Below are 17,640 nucleotides of genomic sequence, written 5' to 3' on the forward strand. Positions count from 1 at the left end.
GTGGCATCCGCGCTGCCGCTCGGTGAGCCGGCGCCCGCCGACGGCCTGCTCCCCGCGTCGGCCGCCGACGGCGCGCAGCATCGCGCGTTCGGCGTGTACCTGCATGTGCCGTTCTGTCGCGTGCGCTGCGGGTACTGCGACTTCAACACGTACACGTCCGACGAGCTGCGCGGTGCACGTCAGTCCGACTACGCGGGCCAGGCGATCAGCGAGGTGCGGATGTCCCGCCGCATGCTCGAGGCATCGGGCGTGCCGTCGCGACCGGTGCAGACGGTCTTCTTCGGCGGCGGCACGCCCACACTGCTGCCGGCATCAGACCTGGTCGCGATGCTCGGTTCGGTACGTGACGAGTTCGGCCTCGCCGAGGGCGCCGAGGTCACCACCGAGGCGAACCCCGATTCGGTCGGCCCTGAAGACCTCGTTCAGCTCGCAGCGGGCGGATTCACCCGAGTCTCATTCGGCATGCAGTCGGCTGTGCCGCACGTGCTCGCGGCACTCGACCGCACGCACGACCCCGAGCGCGTGCCACTCGTCGTCGGGTGGGCGCGCGACGCCGGACTCGACGTGAGCCTCGACCTCATCTACGGCACGCCGGGCGAGTCGCTCGACGACTGGCAGCGCAGCGTCGAGCACGCCATCGCGCAGCGGCCCGATCACCTGAGCGCGTACGCGCTGATCGTCGAGGAGGGCACGAAGCTCGCGCGGCAGATCCGGCGCGGCGAGCTGGCCACGCCGTCGGACGATCTCGAGGCCGACATGTACGAGCTGGCCGACGACCTGCTGGCCGGGGCCGGGTTCGAGTGGTACGAGGTCAGCAACTGGGCGACCGACGCTTCGCATCGCTCTCGCCACAACCTCGGCTACTGGCGGGGCGATGACTGGTGGGGTGTCGGCCCGGGGGCACACAGCCATGTGGGCGGCGTGCGCTGGTGGAACGCCAAGCACCCCTCGGCGTACGCCGAGCGCGTGTCGGCGGGAATCTCACCCGCGGTCGGTCGCGAGGTGCTCGATGCGCCGACCCGCGAGATCGAGCGCGTGCTGCTGCTCACCCGCATTCGCGAGGGCATCGCCGTCGAATCGCTGCACGCGGGCGGGCGTCACGCCGTGGCGGGCCTGATCGCCGACGAGCTCGTCGACGCGAAAGCCGCCCTCTCGGGTGAGTTGGTGCTCACGCGAAAAGGGCGGCTGCTCGCCGACGCCGTGGTGCGGCGCCTACTCGACGGCTCGACCGTCAGCTGACGAACTTGATCGAGAGCGGGTAGGTGTAGGGCTGGCCCTGGTTGGCCTTGACCGCGGCGATGATGCTGAAGACGATCTTGACGACCTCGACCGCGATCACGAGCAGGATGCCGATGAAGACGGCGATCAGCGCGTAGCTCACCACGAGTGCGATGGCGATCGTGATCTGGAAGTTCAACGCGGTCGCGGTGTGCGCCCGCACGAACGGCCCCTTGTCTTTCAGGAGCAGGTAGCCGATGAGGGCCGGCACGAAGTAGAAGAAGATGCCGCCCACATTGATGAGCGTGGCCCAGAGCTTCTCATCGGCCGGGCTCAGCTGCTGCGGCTGCTGGTAGGGATTCTGCGGCTGCTGCTGGTAGGGGTTCTGCGGCGGCTGATTCGGATCCTGCGGCGGCGGGGGAGGAGGAGGTGCGTCGGACATGATGGCTCCTTGGTGTCGTCGCCCGTGGGCGAGCTGTTGACTTCATGCTGGCACAGACGGCCGCGCCCGGCGATGGAATCCCGGGGCGCGGCCGGAGCGGACTACTTGATGAGGCGGATCGCGAAGGGGTAGCGGTAGTGGTTGCCGTCTTTCGCGCGCAGGAACGCGATGATCGAGAACACGACGCTGACGATCCAGAACGCCCACCACAGCAGCGCGCCGATGGCGACGAAGAGCAGGATGAACGAGAGCACGTAGCCGAACGCGATCGTGATCTGGAAGTTGAGCGCCTCTTTCGCCTCGGTGTCGGTGAACGAACCGCGGTCCTTGAACACGAGCCAGATGATCAGCGACGGCAGAAAACCGAGCACACCGCCGAGGTGGGCGAACGAGCCCCACTGCACGTCTTGTTCATGAGAGAGGGGGGCGCCTGCGGCGGGCGGGCGACCGGCGTCGGGGTTCTGGGCATTCGGGTCGGTCATGTTCGTGCCTTTCGGGGAGGGGTTCTCGAATGAACCGCAGCTGCCGTGAACGGGGAGGGCAGCGAGACTCGCGGATCATGCATACGCTAGCGTCGCCGACTCTCGGGTGGCAACGGCCGATACCGAGAGTTGTCACGATATGATTAGCAGTCAGTCAAGTCGAGTGCTAAGCGCGGCACGGGAAGCGAGGGACATGGTCTCCGAACGCAGCCTCGCAGTGCTCCGCGCCATTGTGCAGGACTACGTCGCGTCGCGGGAGCCGGTCGGCTCGAAGACGATCGTCGAACGACACGCGTTCGGCGTCTCCGCAGCGACCATCCGCAACGACATGGCGCTGCTCGAGGAAGAAGAGCTCATCGCAGCGCCCCACACCTCGTCAGGTCGAATCCCCACCGACAAGGGCTACCGGGTGTTCGTCGACCGGCTCACCGACGTGCGCCCGCTCACCGCGGCGCAGCGGCACGCCATCGAGACGTTCCTCGGCGAATCCAGCGACCTCGACGAACTGCTCGCACGCACCGTGCGGCTGATCGCCCAGCTCACCAAGCAACTCGCCGTCGTGCAGTACCCGACCTTCTCGAGCGCCCGGGTGCGACACGTCGAACTCGTCTCGCTCGCTCCGACCCGCGTGCTGTGCATCCTCATCGCCGACTCCGGCCAGGTCGAACAGCGACTCGCCGAGCTCGACCATCCCGTCGACGACGAGACGCTCGCCGAGCTGCGCATCCGGCTGAACGACCTGGTCACCGGCTCGACCATGATCGACGCCGTGGCATTGCTCTCGGGTGAGATCGACGCGGCCGACCGCCGGCACGCCGCACTGCTGCACACCCTCGCGGCCACGCTCGCCGAGCAGGCGCAGGTGCAGCGCACCGACCGTCTGGTCGTCGCGGGTGCCGCCAACCTCGTGCGCACCGAGCAGGACTTCGCCGGATCGATCCTCGGCGTCATCGAGGCCATCGAAGAGCAGGTCGTGCTGCTGAAGCTCTTCGGCGAGATGGCGACCGACGAGCATGCGGTCGCCGTGCGCATCGGGCGCGAGAACGCCGCGTTCGGCCTCGGCGAGACCTCGATCGTGTCGAGCGCCTTCGAGATCCCGGGGCGCGACATCTCGCGACTGGGCATCGTCGGCCCCACACGCATGGACTACTCGAACAGCATGGCCGCGGTACGCGCCGTGGCCCGCTACCTCTCCCGCACCCTCGGCGAGAGCTGACTCAGCCGCCCGTCGCAACCCGACCGGCATCCGGCAACCGAAAGGACAAGCCCTCCGTGGCCGACCACTACGAGGTCCTCGGCGTCTCACGCGACGCCACCCCCGACGAGATCAAGAAGGCGTACCGTCGCCTCGCCCGCGAACTCCACCCCGACGTGAATCCGGGGGCCGAGGCATCCGAGCGCTTCAAAGAGGTCACGCACGCCTACGACGTGCTCTCCGACGCGAAGCAGCGCCAGCAGTACGACCTCGGCGGAGGCCAGGGCGGGTTCGGCGGCCAGGGGTTCGGCGGGTTCGGCGACATCTTCGAGACGTTCTTCGGAGCAGGGCAGCAGACCCGCGGCCCGAAGTCGCGTCGCGAGCGAGGCCAAGACGCGCTCATCCGGGTCGAGGTCGGCCTCGACGAGGTGATCTTCGGCACGCACCGCGACATCGAGGTCGACACCGCGGTGCGGTGCGACACCTGCCAGGGTTCGTGCTGCCAGCCCGGCACCTCACCGGTGACCTGCGACATCTGCCGCGGCACGGGCTCGATCCAGCGCTCGGTGCGATCACTGCTCGGCAACGTCATGACCTCGACCCCGTGCGGCACCTGCCGCGGCTACGGCACCATCATCGCCACCCCGTGCATCACATGCCAGGGCCAAGGCCGCGTGCGCGCACGCCGCACGGTCCCCGTCGACATCCCCGCAGGCGTCGACACGGGCGTGCGCCTGCAGATGCCGGGCTCCGGCGAGGCGGGCCCCGCAGGTGGCCCGAACGGCGACCTCTACCTCGAGATCAAGGTCAAGAACCACGAGGTGTTCAGCCGCAACGGCGACGACCTGCTCGCGACGCTCGAGGTCGCCATGACCGACGCGGTGCTCGGCACGACGGCGACGATCCCCGCGCTCGACGGCGACGTCGCGGTCGAGGTGCGCCCGGGCGTGCAGAGCGGCGAGATCCTCACGGTGCGCGAGCGGGGCGTCACGAGGCTGCGCGGCACCGGGCGCGGCGACCTGAAGATCGGCGTGCAGGTGGTCACCCCCACCAAGCTCTCGTCGAAAGAGCGTGACCTCATGCAGCAGTTCGCGTCGTCGAAGAAGTCGCCGGCGCCCGAGCTCAGCCACTTCCAGCAGGGCATCTTCGCGCGCCTGCGCGATCGGTTCCTCGGGTAGCACGGCGTCGCGATGAGCCACCTCTACCTCGACGAGTCGCTCGACCTCGCCGCGCTCGCGCCCGGTGCCGCCGTCGAGCTCACGGGCGACGAGGCGCGCCACGCGGTGACGGTCTCGCGCATCCGCCCGGGCGAGCGGGTCTCGATCGGCGACGGCCGCGGCGTGCTCGTGCGCGGCACGGTCACCGAGACGGGGCCGAAGCGGCTCGCGATCGAGGCCGACGAGGTGTTCGTCGAAGAACCGCCGTCGCCGCGCATCACGCTCGTGCAGGCGCTCGCGAAGGGCGACCGCGACGAGCTCGCGGTGCAGGCGGCCACCGAGATCGGCGTCGATGCGATCGTGCCGTGGGCCTCCGCCCGCTCGGTCTCGCGGTGGGAGGGCCCGAAGGCCGAGAAGGGCCGGCTGCGCTGGGCCGCGATCGTGCGCGAGGCGGTCAAGCAGTCGATCCGCGCATGGCTGCCGCCGGTGGGGTCGCTGGCGACGACCGCCGAGTTGCCCGATCGCCTGGCAGGCGTGCGGATGCTCCTGCTCGAGCCGACCGCGACGACCGCGCTGACCGATCTCGAGCCCGACGGGCGCGACCTCGCGCTCGTCGTCGGCCCCGAGGGCGGTATCGCGCCCGCCGAGCTCGAGCGCCTCATCGCCGCCGGTGCCGAACCGGTTCGCCTCGGGGCATCAGTGCTTCGCACCTCGACGGCGGGCCCAGCGGCGATCGCCGTGCTGAACGCGCGGCTCGGGCGGTGGTGAGACATCCCTCGCTACGATGGTGACATGACCTCATCCAGCGCCGAGCCGACCCTCTTCGAGCGCATCGCCGCTCATGAGATCCCCGCGCGCATCGTCGCCGAGACCGACCGTGTGATCGCCTTCCACGACATCGCGCCGAAGGCGCCCGTGCACGTCGTGGTCACCACCAAGACCGGCGAGTACCGCGATGTCGTCGAGCTCGCGTCGGGTGACCCGGCGCTGCTCGCCGAACTCGTCGCAGTGGCCCGGTCGGTCGCGTCAGAACTGGCCGACGGGCAGTTCCGGCTCGTGTTCAACACCGGTGAGAGCGCAGGGCAGACCATCTTCCACGTGCACGCGCACGTGTTGGCCGGCGGTCTCGAGGAGGCCACGCTTGGCCGAGCCTGAGCAGCTCGGCCCATCCTCCGAGTCGGCCGCCGTCGACGAAGAGCTACTGCGCATCGACGGCATCGCCATGGTGCGCCTGCTCGGCCCGCAAGATCGGCTGCTGACGTCGATCCAGCACGAGTATCCCGGTGTCGAGGTGCATGTGCGCAGCAACGAGATCGCGATCCGCGGCGACGCCGAGTCGCGACTGCGGGTGCGCCGGCTCATCGAAGAACTGCTCGAGCTCGTGCGCTCGGGCCAAGATCCGACCCCAACCGAAGTGAGGAGCTCGGCACGCATGCTCGAAGCCGATCCCAATGCGAAGCCGTCAGAACTGCTCGGGCAGGTCATCGTCTCGAGCCGTGGCAAGTCCATCAGGCCGAAGACCGAGGGCCAGCGCGCCTATGTCGACGCCATCGACGAGTTCACCATCGTCTTCGGCATCGGCCCTGCCGGCACCGGCAAGACCTACCTCGCCATGGCCAAGGCGGTGCAGGCGCTGCAGCGCAAAGAGGTGAGCCGCATCATCTTGACGCGCCCGGCCGTCGAGGCGGGCGAGCGACTCGGGTTCCTGCCGGGCACCCTCACCGACAAGATCGACCCGTACCTGCGGCCGCTGTACGATGCGCTCAACGAGATGATGGACCCCGAGCTCGTGCCGAAGCTGCTCGCCTCGGGCACCGTCGAGGTCGCCCCGCTGGCGTATATGCGTGGTCGCGCGCAACCGCTCGATGCACAAGTGCTCACGCCAGATGGATTCGTCGCGATCGGGTCGCTGGAGGTCGGCGATCTCGTGATCGGTGCGAATGGCGAGCCGACGCCTGTGCTCGGGGTGTTTCCACAGGGGCGCAAGCCCATATACCGCGTCACAACCCAGGACGGCGCGTCGACACGCTGCTGCGGTGAGCATCTGTGGACCGTGACGACGCGGGATGACAAGAGGCGTGGAAAGTCACGCGTCGTGCAGACGACGGATATGATCGGTCGCCTCCGTCAGAGCCACTTCCACCGGTTCGAGTTGCCGATCGTGCAACCTGTGCAGATGCCGACGCGAGCGGTTCCGCTCGATCCATACGCGCTCGGGCTGTTGCTCGGCGACGGCTCCATCACGTGCCAGACCACGCCGACATTCAGCACGGCCGATCTTGAGCTGGTGGACCGCCTGCAAGCCTGCCTTCCGGGCGTCACCGTGACCCACAAGGATCGGTACGACTATGTGCTGAAGCGCACGGATGGCGCACGCGGCGGCGTGATCGTGGCGAATCCCGTGACTGCCGCCATCCGCGAACTCGGTCTCGACGGGGCGACGTCGGCGACGAAGTTCATTCCGGCGGATTACCTCATCAACTCCGACGACGTTCGGCTCGCGGTTCTGCAGGGCCTTCTCGACACCGACGGTGGACCGGTGGTGCAGCGCGGACGCACCTGTCGCGCGCAGTACTCGACGACCTCGCCCAGGCTGCGCGATGACGTTGTGCAGCTTGTCCGTTCGTTGGGCGGAATCGTCTACTGGAGAACACGGCAGGCCGCCGGGCGGACGCCGGGGCACGCAAACGGACGCGCGGTGCCCTACCGTCATGACGCGTACGTGCTGGACATCCGTTTGCCGGCAGGGGTGGAGCCGTTCCGGTTGACTCGCAAACGAGAACTCTACGCTTCAACCGAGGCGGGCCGACCGCAGCGCTATATCGACGAGATCGTGCCACTCGGGGAGGCGGAGACCGTGTGCATTCAAGTTGCGGCCGAAGACTCGCTGTACGTCACCGACGATTACCTGGTGACCCACAACACCCTGAACGACTCGTTCGTCGTGCTCGACGAAGCCCAGAACACCACACCCGAGCAGATGAAGATGTTCCTGACCCGGCTCGGGTTCGGCTCGAAGATGGTCGTCACCGGCGACATCACCCAGATCGACCTGCCCAGTGGAGCGAGCGGCCTGCGGCTCGTGACGCGGATTCTCGACCACGTCGACGACATCGACTTCGCGTGGCTCACGAGCGATGACGTCGTGCGGCACTCGCTCGTCGGGCGCATCGTCGATGCCTACACCGAGTACGACGAGCGCGCGCAGGCGCGGCGCTTCGAACGCGAGCAGGCCCGGGAGTTCGCCAATCGCGCCGAGCGGCGCGGCCACGCCGGACCCCGAGACCACCTGCCGAGGAAGGGCAAGTCGTGAGCATCGAGATCAACAACGAGTCGGCGATCGAGGTCGACGAGGCGGCAATCCAGCGGCTTGCCGTGTACGCCCTCGACGTCATGCACGTGCACCCCGACGCCGAGCTCGCGATCGTGCTCGTCGACGAGGGCGCCATGGAGCAGCTGCACGTGCAGTGGATGGACGAGCCCGGCCCCACCGACGTGCTGAGCTTCCCCATGGACGAGCTGCGACCCGGCACCGAAGACCAGCCCACGCCGCCGGGCCTGCTCGGCGACGTCGTGCTGTGCCCGCAGGTCGCCGAGGCGCAGGCCCGCACCGCGGGACATCCGCTCATCGATGAGCTGCTGCTGCTCACGACGCACGGAATCCTGCACCTGCTCGGATTCGACCACGCCGAGCCCGACGAAGAGAAAGAGATGTTCGGCGTCCAGCGCGACATCCTCGTCGGATTCTCGATGCAGGAGCGCCGCCGCTGACCATGCTGCCCTGGCTCTTCCTCGCGGCAGCCTTCGTGCTCGTCGCATTCGGCGGCCTCATGGCGGCCGTCGACTCGGCGATCGGCGTCAGCTCGCGTGCCGACGTCACCCAGCTCGCACTCGAGTCGCGGGCGCGACGCTCACTGATCGCGATCGCCGAAGACACCGGCGCACACGTCAACGCCGTGAACTTCGTGCGCATCATCGCCGAGACCACGGCCGCGGTGCTCGTCACGCTCGCGTTCACGTTCTTCATCGACAACATCTGGCTGGTGCTGCTGTACGCCGCGCTCATCATGACCGCGGCGTCATTCGTGCTCGTCGGCGCGAGCCCGCGCAGCGTCGGCCGGGCGCATGCGGCAGCCGTGCTGCGACTCACTGCGCCGCTCGTGCACTTCCTGCGCGTGCTGCTCGGCCCACTCGCGAACGCACTCGTGTCACTGGGCAACCGGGTGACGCCCGGGCGCATTCGCTTCGCCGGGGTCTCGAGCGAAGAGCAGCTGCTCAGCATGGTCGACGAGGCCACCGAACTCGACGTGCTCGAAGAGGGCGACCGCGAGCTCATCCACTCGATCTTCGAGTTCAACGACACGGTCGCCCGCGAGGTCATGGTGCCGCGCACCGACATGGTCACCATCGATTCCGCAGCACACCTGCCGCAGGCGATGGCGTTGTTCCTCAAGGCCGGCTACTCGCGCATTCCCGTGATCGCCCGAGACGCCGACGACGTGATCGGCATCCTCTACCTGCGAGACATTGCGAGGCTCAGCTTCGAGCGGCCGATCGACGCCGAGGCGCTCACGGTCGGCGAGCTCGTGCGGCCGGCCGTTTTCGTGCCCGACTCGATGAAGGCCGACGCCCTGCTGCGCCAGATGCAGCTCGAGTCGAACCACCTCGCCATGGTCGTCGACGAATACGGCGGCATCGCGGGGCTCGTCACCCTCGAAGACCTCATCGAAGAGCTCGTCGGCGACATCTCCGACGAGTACGACCGCGAGGCCGCCCGGGTCGAGCCGCTCGGCGACGGGCGCTACCGGGTGAACGCGCGTCTGCCGATCGACGAGCTCGGGGAGCTCTTCGGACTCGACCTCGAAGACGAAGACGTCGACTCGGCCGGCGGCCTGCTCGCCAAAGAGCTCGGACGTCTGCCGCAACCCGGCGAGCAGGCGACGGTCTCGGGCCTGCACCTGTCGGCCGAACGCACCGAGGGCCGGCGCAAGCGCATCTCGACAATCCTCGTCGAGGCCGACCAGGCGCTCATCGACGCCCACTCGGCGTTCGATGTCGACGCAGTGGAAAGGAACAGCCGTGGCTGAGTACCGTGCCGGATTCGTCTCGATCGTGGGCCGGCCGAACGTGGGCAAGTCGACCCTGACCAACGCGCTCGTCGGCGAGAAGGTGGCGATCACGAGTTCGAAGCCGCAGACGACGCGGCGTGCCATCCGCGGCATCGTGCATCGTGGGCACGGCCAGCTCATCCTCGTCGACACCCCGGGGCTGCATCGGCCCCGAACACTGCTCGGCGAGCGCCTGAACTCCCTCGTGCAGTCGACCCTCGGCGACGTCGACGTCATCGCGTTCTGCGTTCCGGCCAATGAGCCGATCGGCCCGGGCGATCGCTTCATCAACGAGCAGCTCGACCAGTACCCGCGTGCCAAGAAGGTCGCGATCGTCACGAAGACCGACGCCACGTCGAAGGCGAAGGTCGCCGAGCAGCTGCTCGCGGTGTCGCAGCTGCGCGAGTGGGCGACGATCGTGCCGGTCTCGGCGCCGCGCGGCGAACAGCTCGAGGTGCTCGTCGACGAACTGCTCGAGCTGATGCCCGAATCCGACCAGCCGCTGTACCCGGCCGAGACGCTGACCGATGAAGACGTCACCGAGCGCATCGCCGAGTTCGTGCGTGAGGCGGCGCTCGAGGGCGTCTCCGACGAACTGCCGCACTCGATCGCGGTCACGGTCGACGACATGATCGAACGCGACGACAAAGACCTCGTCGAGGTGTACGCGAACCTCTTCGTCGAGCGCGACAGCCAGAAGGGCATCATCATCGGCAAGGGCGGCGCCCGCCTGCGCGAAGTGGGCGCCACGGCGCGGGCGCAGATCGAGCAGTTGCTCGGCCGCAAGGTCTACCTCGCCCTGCATGTGAAGGTCGCGAAGGACTGGCAGCGCGACCCGAAGCAGCTGGGCCGGCTCGGGTTCTGACGCGAGGTCGCCGCGGCTCCGCGGCAACGTCGGCCGGCGACGCGACGTGACCGTACGACCAGCGGATGATTCTGCCGCGCCCGATCGGCCCGCACCGGCGAGAGCGCGTACGGTGGATCGGTGCCCACGACCATCACCCGCGCCCAGCTCACGACCGACATCGTGCTCGCCGGCGTGTTCGCGGTCGTCTGCCTGCCGTTCGCGATCCTCGGCGGTTGGCCCGACCTGATCGTGCTGGCGGTCTTCGCGGCGGCGCTCGCGGTGCGTCGGTGGTCGCCGGCCTGGTCGCTCGGCATGGCGTGGGCGGCCGCGCTCGCGCAGATGCTGATGCTGCGCGACCTGCAGCTCTACGATGCCGCCGTGCTCGGTGTGCTGTACTCGACCGCCGCGCATGGCCGGCCACTCGTCAAGTGGCTCGGCCTCGCGTCGGCCGGCGTCGGTGCGCTCGTCGCGACCGGCTACCTCGCGATCGTGAAGCCGCTCGCCGGGGCCGCGTTCGTGGGCCCGACCGACGCAATCGGCATGCTCACGATGTCGGGAATACTCTTCGTCGCGTCGATCGCGGTCCTCGTGCTGGCGTGGACGACCGGCCTGCTGGTGCGCTCGGTGCGCGACACCCGCGAGATCCGGCGCCGCGAAGAGATCGCGACCCGTGAGCGCGAGCTCGTCGAATATCGCTACGTCGTCGAGCAGGAGCGCAACCGCATCGCCCGTGACATGCACGACGTCGTGGCGCATTCGCTCGCCGTCGTCATCGCGCAGGCCGACGGCGCCCGGTTCGCCGCTCGCACCGACCCCGAGGCGGCGACCGCGGGGCTCGGCACGATCGCCGGTGTCGCGCGTGGGGCGCTGGGCGACGTGCGCCTGTTGCTCGCCGAACTGCGGCACGCCGAATCCGACTCGCCGCAGCCGGCGCTCGACGACCTCGACGTGCTGCTCGAGCAAGTGCGCACCGCCGGTCTCGATGTGCGGTTCACCGAGGCCGGTGCGCCGCTGCAGCTCGGCACCGGCAACCAGATCGCGGTCTACCGCATCGTGCAGGAGGGGCTCACGAACGCCCTGCGGCACGGCGACACGACCAAGCCGGTCGAGCTCGGGTTCGCCTGGGACGAGAGGGGCGTCGACGTGACGCTTGCGAACGCGATGCGAGCCGATGCACCGCCGCCCGAGTCGCACGCGTTCCGCCACGGCATCCCGGGCATGCGCGAGCGCGCCCAGCTCGCCGGCGGTTCGTTGTTCGCCGAGGCCGGCGACGACGCCGTGTTCCGCGTACGCGCGCGCATCCCGGCCCAGCAAGGCTGTGCCGCGTGAAACCGATCAGGGTGGCGCTCGTCGACGACCAGGCGTTGTTCCGCGCCGGCGTCCGCATGCTGGTCGAATCCCAGCCCGACCTCGAGGTCGTCGGCGAGGCCGGCGACGGCGTCGCTGCGGTGTCGCTGGTCGCCGATTCGCGGCCCGACGTCGTGCTGATGGACGTTCGGATGCCGCTGCAGGACGGCATCCACGCGACCGAGCGCATCCTCGTCGATGCCGACCGCGACGGCCGCCTCGCGCCGCGCGTGATCGTGCTCACCACGTTCGACCTCGACGAGAACGCCGCCCGCGCGATCCGGGCGGGAGCCAGCGGGTTCGTGCTGAAGGACGCCGACCCCGAGTTCCTCCTCGCCGCGATCCGCACGGTGCACCAGGGCAACCAGGTGATCGCCGCCAGCGCGACACGCGAGCTGTTCGCCCACGTCGGCCGCGGCAGTGGACGTCGGCCCGCTCCGGCAGCCTGGGCCGAGCTGACCCCCCGCGAGCGCGAGATCTTCGGGCTCGCGGCACGCGGGCTCTCGAACGCCGAGATCGCGGCATCCGAATTCTTGAGCGAGGCGACCGTGAAGACGCACGTCAGCCGCATTCTCGCGAAGCTGGGCCTGCGCGACCGCGTGCAGCTCGTCGTGTTCGCCTATGAGCACGACCTGTCGCCGGTCGAGTAGCGCCCGACGAAGGAGGGCGCGTATCGAGACCCCGAGGTCTCGATACGGCGCTGGCGCGCCTATTCGACAGGCGGGTCATCCCAGAGGATGACGGCGAACCATCCGGCCGTCGGATGACCCGGGCCATGGGGCATCCGTAGCGTCGTAGGCATGCAGATCCAACCCTCAGACCTCGGCCTCATCGCCCGCGTCGCCGAACTCGGCAAGCGCTACGGAAGCGGCTCAGGCGCCGTCACCGCACTCGACGACGTGTCGCTCGGCCTGCGCCGCGGCGAGTTCACGGCCATCATGGGCCCGTCGGGCTCGGGCAAGTCGACCCTGATGCACATCATGGCGGGGCTCGACTCGCCGACGTCGGGTCGAGCGTGGCTCGGCGACACCGACATCACCGAGCTCTCCGACAGCGCGCTCACGGTGCTTCGCCGGCGGCGCATCGGGTTCGTCTTCCAATCGTTCAACCTCGTGCCCACCCTCGACGTGCGCGGCAACATCATGCTGCCGTTCGAGCTCGACGGACGCCGCCCGAGCCGCGACGAGCAGGAGTGGATCGACGAACTCGTCGACGTGCTCGGACTGGCCGGCCGCATCGGCCACCGACCGCACGAGCTCTCGGGCGGCCAGCAGCAGCGCGTCGCGATCGCACGTGCGCTCGCGACCCGGCCCGACCTGGTGTTCGCCGACGAGCCCACCGGCAACCTCGACTCGCGCACCGGCCGTGAGGTTCTGGGCCTGCTCGCGGCGGCGAGTGCACGCTACGGCCAGTCGATCGCGATGGTCACGCACGACCCGATCGCCGCGAGCCGCGCCGATCGCATCCTGTTCCTCGCCGACGGGCGCATCCTGCGCGACGCCGGCAGTTCGACCGCCGAGGAGATCTCGGCATTCATGCTGGGAATGGAGCGTGCGGCCTGATGCGCGCCACGTTCACCGGCCAATGGCCGACGCTGCTCGTCGCCGCCCTCGCGGGCACGTTCGGCAGCGCCCTGCTGCACGTGACGGGCCTGCTCGCCGCCGCGATCGCGGCCGACTCGGTCACGGGCGAGAGCGCCACGGTCGCGCTGATGCTCGGCCTCGTCGCCACCGTGTTCATCGTCATCGCCGTGTACGTGAGCTCGGTCGTCACCGCCAACACGGTCTCGACCGTGGTGGCGGGGCGCACGCGGCTCATCGCCCTGCTGCGACTCATCGGCTCGAGCGCTCGCTCGCAGCGTGCGCAGATCGCCCGCGAGGGGCTCGTGATCGGTGTCGCCGGCGCTGCGATCGGCGTCGTGGCAGGCACCGGCGTCGCGTTCGCACTCGAGCGCGTCGCGGTCGCAACCGATCTGATGCCCGAGACCGCCTACGGCTACGCGAACCCGTGGATCGCGCTGCCCGCCGTGGCGGTCGTGCTCACGACGTGGCTCGCCTCGTGGGTGGGTTCGCGCCGCGTGCTGAAAGTGCGGCCGATCCAGGCGATCGGCAACGCGAACGAGCACGACCGCGACGAGCTCGGCAGTCGACGCGGCCGCAACATCACCGCGCTCGTGTTCTTCGTGCTGGGCACGCTGCTGCTCGTCCTCGGCGTCGTTCTCGGTCTGGTTTCGCCGTTCGGCGTGCTGGTCGGCCTCGTCGGCGGCATCGTCTCGTTCACCGGCATCGTGCTCGGCGCCGACGTCGTCATGCCGCCCGTGCTGCGGCTCGTCGGCCGAGTCTTCGGGGCGACCCCGGCGGCGCGGCTCGCGGCCGAGAACGCTGTGCGACACCCCGAGCGCAGCTCACGCATGACGATCGGCCTCGTCATCGGCGTGACGCTCGTGACGACGTTCTCGGTGACGATGGCCTCGTACCGCGACATCCTCCTCGAGGCACAGCGCGCGCAGCCCGAGGCCTACGCCGGCATCGACGAGATGCTGAACGTCACGGTCGGCGTGTTCACCGTGCTGATCGGCTTCAGTGCGCTCATCGCCGCGGTCGGCATGGTGAACACGCTGTCGCTGAGCGTCATGCAGCGCACCCGCGAGCTCGGCCTGCTGCGTGCGCTCGGATTCGACCGCCGGCAGCTGCGCGGCATGATCGTCGCCGAGAGCGCCGCGCTCACCCTCGCCGCCACGCTCACAGGCGTCGTGCTCGGGTTCGGGTACGGCTGGGCGGGTGCGCAGTCGCTGCTCGGCAGCGCGCAGGGCACGCCGGCGATCGTGGTGCCTGGCATCCCGTGGGCGCTCTTCGGCGGACTGCTCGTCGCGGCCGCCGTGCTCACGATCGTCGCGTCGATCGCCCCGGCGCGCCGCGCGATGCGGGTCTCACCGGTGGTCGCCCTCGCCGTCGAGTAGCCGACGAGTGCGCACACCGTGATCGACCGGCGAGCGAGCGGATGCCCGGGGGAGGCATCCGCTCGCTCGTCATGTTTGCGCGCACGTGACAGCTCGGTGTTAGCCTTGTCACGTGCTTCACGGCCTGCTTCTCCTTAGCTGCCGCAGCGAGTCCTAACCCAGGCCTCCCTCGCTGCGGAGTTCGTCGTCGGCTGAAAGACATCCGAACAAGCGAGAAGAGCACCCCATGCAGAACACCCAGAAGCCCTCGGCGATGCCCATTCACCGGTACCGCCCGTTCCACGAGCAGATCCGCGTCGACCTGCCCGATCGCACCTGGCCGTCCAAGCGCATCGAGCAGGCACCGCGGTGGTGCGCCGTCGACCTGCGCGACGGCAACCAGGCGCTGATCGACCCCATGAGCCCCGAGCGCAAGCGCATCATGTTCGACCTGCTCGTGCGCATGGGCTACAAAGAGATCGAGGTCGGGTTCCCGTCGGCGAGCCAGACCGACTTCGACTTCGTGCGCAGCCTCATCGACGAGGGCGCGATCCCCGACGACGTCACCATCCAGGTGCTGACCCAGGCGCGCGACCACCTCATCGAGCGCACCTACGAGTCCATCCGCGGCGCCAAACAGGCCATCGTGCACCTCTACAACTCGACGAGCATCCTGCAGCGCGAGGTGGTGTTCCGCAGCGACAAGCAGGGCATCATCGACATCGCACTGCACGGTGCGCGCAAATGTCGCGAGCAGGAGGCGACGATCCCCGGCACGACCGTCTACTACGAGTACTCGCCAGAGAGCTACACCGGCACCGAGCTCGAGTACGCGCTCGACGTGTGCAACCAGGTCATCGAGGTCTTCGAGCCGACGCCTGAGCGCAAGGTCATTATCAACCTGCCGGCGACGGTCGAGATGGCGACGCCCAACGTCTACGCCGATTCGATCGAGTGGATGAGTCGCCACCTGGCGCACCGCGAGAACATCATCCTCTCGCTGCACCCCCACAACGACCGGGGCACCGCGATCGCGGCCGCCGAGCTCGGCTACATGGCAGGCGCCGACCGCATCGAGGGATGCCTGTTCGGAAACGGCGAGCGCACCGGCAACGTCGACCTCGTCGCGCTGGGCGTCAACATGTTCACCCAGGGCATCGACCCGCAGATCGACTTCGGAGACATCGACGAGATCAAGCGCACCGTCGAGTACTGCAACCAGCTGCCCGTGCCCGAGCGGCAGCCGTGGGCCGGCGACCTCGTCTACACCGCATTCTCGGGCTCGCACCAAGACGCGATCAAGAAGGGCTTCGAGGCCATGGAGGCCGAGTCCGAGCGCAGCGGCGTCGCCGTCGACGACCTCGAGTGGGCGGTGCCCTACCTGCCGGTCGACCCGAAAGACCTGGGCCGCAGCTACGAGGCCGTCATCCGCGTGAACTCGCAATCGGGCAAGGGCGGCGTGGCCTACCTGCTGAAGACCGACCACGCACTCGACCTGCCGCGTCGCCTGCAGATCGAGTTCTCGGGCGTCGTGCAGGCCAAGACCGACGCCGAGGGCGGCGAGGTCTCGAGCGACGAGATCTGGCGCGTCTTCAACGACGAGTACCTGCCGGCCGCGGCCGACCGCCCGAACGAGAAGTGGGGCCGCTTCGAGCTCATGTCGCTGCGCACCGAGAGCGCGCTCGACGGCGTCGTCAACGTGCGGGTCGGCCTGCGTGACGGCGACGAGCGCGTCGAGGCCGATGCGAGCGGCAACGGTCCGATCTCGGCGTTCCTCGCGGTCCTGGGCGCTGAAGGTGTCGACGTCAAGCTGCGCGACTACGTCGAGCACACGCTCTCGGCGAGCGGCGACTCGCAGGCGGCCGCCTACGTCGAGCTCGAGGTCGAGGGTCGGGTGCTGTGGGGTGTCGGCATCGACGCCGACATCTCGACCGCGTCGCTGAAGGCCGTGGTCTCGGCGGTCAACCGGGCACTGCGCCACGCCCCGGTCGAGGCCGCGCTCGCGAGCGTCTGACGACCTCACCCGTCGGTCGAGTAGCCGCGCAGCGGCGTATCGAGACTGCTCGCCGGTCGAGTAGCCGCGCAGCGGCGTATCGAGACCAAGGTGCGGGGTCTCGATACGCGTCGCGCTGCGCGCGTCGCGACTCGACCGACGGCGCGCTCAGGCGCGGCGCCAGACCCTCCAGCTGCCCAGCGCGCGCTGCTCGGGCAGGCTCCAGCCGAAGCGCACCGACCCGAGGCGGGTGAGCGTCGTCACCACGACGCAGGCGCTCGCGGCCACGACGATGTTCACGCCGAACGCGACCAGCACGACGAGCAGCACCGTGCCCGCCGTCGCCGCGACGGCGTAGAGCGAGCCGACGTGCATGAGCGCGATCGGCAGGTTCAGGGCCACGTCACGCAGGATCGAACCGCCGACGGCGGCGAGGACGCCGATGAAGACGGCAGGCACGACCGGCACCCCGTAGGCGAGCGCCTTCGACGTGCCGATCGCGCCGAAGAGCCCGATCGTCACGGCGTCGAGCGCGATGATGAGCCCGTTGAGCCGCGTGAACACGCGCAGCAGCAGCATGCCGACGAGCGCGGCCGCCGTGGCGACCGGAATGTACCAGTTGTCGCTGATCGCGGCGGGCAGCTGGTTGAGCAGCAGGTCGCGCATGAGGCCTCCGCCGAGGCCGACGATGACGCCGATGAGGGCGACCCCGAGCAGGTCGATGCGCCGCCCGGTGAGGCGCGCGGCGAACATCGCACCCTGGATGGCCCCGATGGCGACCGCGGTGAGGTCGAGCCAGAGCGGGATGACGAAGAGCGCGGTGGTCACCGCATCAGTGAACCATGCGCGGATGCCCCGGGGCGAGACGCTCGCCGTCGGGCCGACGAGTCTCGAGGCGGGCATGCGAGAAGCG

Annotated in this window: 16 protein-coding genes and 3 pseudogenes; 16 read left to right on the forward strand and 3 right to left on the reverse strand. The window is 69.3% G+C overall.

Features of this window, described 5'->3' with window-relative positions:
• Nucleotides 1-1,239, forward strand: coding sequence for a radical SAM family heme chaperone HemW (gene hemW, locus ABD164_RS10890; protein WP_344296061.1), 1,239 nt, complete (start codon nucleotides 1-3; stop codon nucleotides 1,237-1,239).
• Here hemW and ABD164_RS10895 read toward each other — a convergent pair.
• The gene (locus ABD164_RS10895) at nucleotides 1,232-1,660 is read right to left on the reverse strand and encodes a DUF4870 domain-containing protein (RefSeq protein ID WP_344296063.1); all 429 of its coding nucleotides are present in this window, start codon (nucleotides 1,658-1,660) and stop codon (nucleotides 1,232-1,234) included. The two genes, hemW and ABD164_RS10895, sit on opposite strands and share 8 nt — an antisense overlap.
• A 101-nt stretch (nucleotides 1,661-1,761) precedes the next feature.
• Nucleotides 1,762-2,142 carry a DUF4870 domain-containing protein gene (locus ABD164_RS10900; protein ID WP_344296065.1) on the reverse strand — a complete coding sequence of 127 codons (381 nt, stop codon included), beginning with the start codon at nucleotides 2,140-2,142 and terminating at the stop codon, nucleotides 1,762-1,764.
• 193 nt (nucleotides 2,143-2,335) lie between these two features.
• Between ABD164_RS10900 and hrcA the strand changes: the two genes are divergently transcribed.
• The 15 genes and pseudogenes from hrcA to leuA all read left to right on the forward strand — a co-directional run bounded on the left by hrcA (nucleotide 2,336) and on the right by leuA (nucleotide 16,748).
• Nucleotides 2,336-3,358, forward strand: a complete 1,023-nt coding sequence (gene hrcA / locus ABD164_RS10905; protein WP_344296067.1) for a heat-inducible transcriptional repressor HrcA — start codon at nucleotides 2,336-2,338, stop codon at nucleotides 3,356-3,358.
• Between the two features lie 56 nt (nucleotides 3,359-3,414).
• The gene (dnaJ, locus tag ABD164_RS10910) at nucleotides 3,415-4,515 is read left to right on the forward strand and encodes a molecular chaperone DnaJ (RefSeq protein WP_344296068.1); all 1,101 of its coding nucleotides are present in this window, start codon (nucleotides 3,415-3,417) and stop codon (nucleotides 4,513-4,515) included.
• 12 nt (nucleotides 4,516-4,527) lie between these two features.
• Nucleotides 4,528-5,262 carry a 16S rRNA (uracil(1498)-N(3))-methyltransferase gene (locus tag ABD164_RS10915; protein WP_344296069.1) on the forward strand — a complete coding sequence of 245 codons (735 nt, stop codon included), beginning with the start codon at nucleotides 4,528-4,530 and terminating at the stop codon, nucleotides 5,260-5,262.
• A 24-nt stretch (nucleotides 5,263-5,286) separates the two neighbouring features.
• The gene (locus ABD164_RS10920) at nucleotides 5,287-5,649 is read left to right on the forward strand and encodes an HIT domain-containing protein (protein ID WP_344296070.1); all 363 of its coding nucleotides are present in this window, start codon (nucleotides 5,287-5,289) and stop codon (nucleotides 5,647-5,649) included.
• 67 nt (nucleotides 5,650-5,716) lie between these two features.
• Nucleotides 5,717-6,346, forward strand: a pseudogene (locus tag ABD164_RS10925) (PhoH family protein); the annotation flags it as partial.
• 324 nt (nucleotides 6,347-6,670) lie between these two features.
• Nucleotides 6,671-7,144, forward strand: a pseudogene (locus ABD164_RS10930) (LAGLIDADG family homing endonuclease); the annotation flags it as partial.
• Between the two features lie 273 nt (nucleotides 7,145-7,417).
• A pseudogene (locus ABD164_RS10935) lies at nucleotides 7,418-7,807 on the forward strand (PhoH family protein); the annotation flags it as partial.
• Nucleotides 7,804-8,265, forward strand: a complete 462-nt coding sequence (gene ybeY, locus ABD164_RS10940; RefSeq protein WP_344296072.1) for an rRNA maturation RNase YbeY — start codon at nucleotides 7,804-7,806, stop codon at nucleotides 8,263-8,265. The pseudogene ABD164_RS10935 and the gene ybeY, both read left to right, overlap by 4 nt.
• A gap of 2 nt (nucleotides 8,266-8,267) precedes the next feature.
• Nucleotides 8,268-9,581, forward strand: coding sequence for a hemolysin family protein (locus ABD164_RS10945; RefSeq protein WP_344296074.1), 1,314 nt, complete (start codon nucleotides 8,268-8,270; stop codon nucleotides 9,579-9,581).
• Nucleotides 9,574-10,467, forward strand: a complete 894-nt coding sequence (gene era, locus ABD164_RS10950; protein WP_344296075.1) for a GTPase Era — start codon at nucleotides 9,574-9,576, stop codon at nucleotides 10,465-10,467. The genes ABD164_RS10945 and era overlap by 8 nt, the downstream gene beginning before the upstream one ends.
• A 120-nt stretch (nucleotides 10,468-10,587) precedes the next feature.
• Nucleotides 10,588-11,778, forward strand: a complete 1,191-nt coding sequence (locus ABD164_RS10955) for a sensor histidine kinase (RefSeq protein ID WP_344296077.1) — start codon at nucleotides 10,588-10,590, stop codon at nucleotides 11,776-11,778.
• Nucleotides 11,775-12,446, forward strand: a complete 672-nt coding sequence (locus ABD164_RS10960; RefSeq protein WP_344296078.1) for a response regulator — start codon at nucleotides 11,775-11,777, stop codon at nucleotides 12,444-12,446. The genes ABD164_RS10955 and ABD164_RS10960 overlap by 4 nt, the downstream gene beginning before the upstream one ends.
• 150 nt (nucleotides 12,447-12,596) lie before the next feature.
• On the forward strand, nucleotides 12,597-13,358 hold the full coding sequence (locus ABD164_RS10965) for an ABC transporter ATP-binding protein (RefSeq protein WP_344296080.1): 762 nt from the start codon (nucleotides 12,597-12,599) through the stop codon (nucleotides 13,356-13,358).
• Complete coding sequence (locus tag ABD164_RS10970) at nucleotides 13,358-14,755, forward strand: ABC transporter permease (protein WP_344296082.1); 1,398 nt, start codon at nucleotides 13,358-13,360, stop codon at nucleotides 14,753-14,755. The genes ABD164_RS10965 and ABD164_RS10970 overlap by 1 nt, the downstream gene beginning before the upstream one ends.
• Before the next feature lie 226 nt (nucleotides 14,756-14,981).
• The gene (gene leuA, locus ABD164_RS10975) at nucleotides 14,982-16,748 is read left to right on the forward strand and encodes a 2-isopropylmalate synthase (RefSeq protein ID WP_344296083.1); all 1,767 of its coding nucleotides are present in this window, start codon (nucleotides 14,982-14,984) and stop codon (nucleotides 16,746-16,748) included.
• A gap of 147 nt (nucleotides 16,749-16,895) precedes the next feature.
• On the opposite strand, the gene ABD164_RS10980 is transcribed toward leuA, so the two are convergent.
• Complete coding sequence (locus ABD164_RS10980; RefSeq protein WP_344296084.1) at nucleotides 16,896-17,555, reverse strand: trimeric intracellular cation channel family protein; 660 nt, start codon at nucleotides 17,553-17,555, stop codon at nucleotides 16,896-16,898.
• Between the last annotated feature and the right edge of the window lie 85 nt (nucleotides 17,556-17,640).

The sequence above is a fragment of the Agromyces neolithicus genome (assembly GCF_039529735.1).
GTDB lineage: Bacteria > Actinomycetota > Actinomycetes > Actinomycetales > Microbacteriaceae > Agromyces > Agromyces neolithicus.

What these genes read in the sequence shown, in the direction of transcription:
- leuA (WP_344296083.1), top strand. Translation starts at nt 14,982, where the DNA reads ATGCAGAACACCCAGAAGCCCTCGGCGATGCCCATTCACCGGTACCGC.
- ABD164_RS10965 (WP_344296080.1), top strand. Translation starts at nt 12,597, where the DNA reads ATGCAGATCCAACCCTCAGACCTCGGCCTCATCGCCCGCGTCGCCGAA.
- ABD164_RS10915 (WP_344296069.1), top strand. Translation starts at nt 4,528, where the DNA reads ATGAGCCACCTCTACCTCGACGAGTCGCTCGACCTCGCCGCGCTCGCG.
- ABD164_RS10895 (WP_344296063.1), bottom strand. Translation starts at nt 1,660, where the DNA reads ATGTCCGACGCACCTCCTCCTCCCCCGCCGCCGCAGGATCCGAATCAG.
- hrcA (WP_344296067.1), top strand. Translation starts at nt 2,336, where the DNA reads ATGGTCTCCGAACGCAGCCTCGCAGTGCTCCGCGCCATTGTGCAGGAC.
- ABD164_RS10900 (WP_344296065.1), bottom strand. Translation starts at nt 2,142, where the DNA reads ATGACCGACCCGAATGCCCAGAACCCCGACGCCGGTCGCCCGCCCGCC.
- ABD164_RS10970 (WP_344296082.1), top strand. Translation starts at nt 13,358, where the DNA reads ATGCGCGCCACGTTCACCGGCCAATGGCCGACGCTGCTCGTCGCCGCC.
- ABD164_RS10945 (WP_344296074.1), top strand. Translation starts at nt 8,268, where the DNA reads ATGCTGCCCTGGCTCTTCCTCGCGGCAGCCTTCGTGCTCGTCGCATTC.
- ABD164_RS10920 (WP_344296070.1), top strand. Translation starts at nt 5,287, where the DNA reads ATGACCTCATCCAGCGCCGAGCCGACCCTCTTCGAGCGCATCGCCGCT.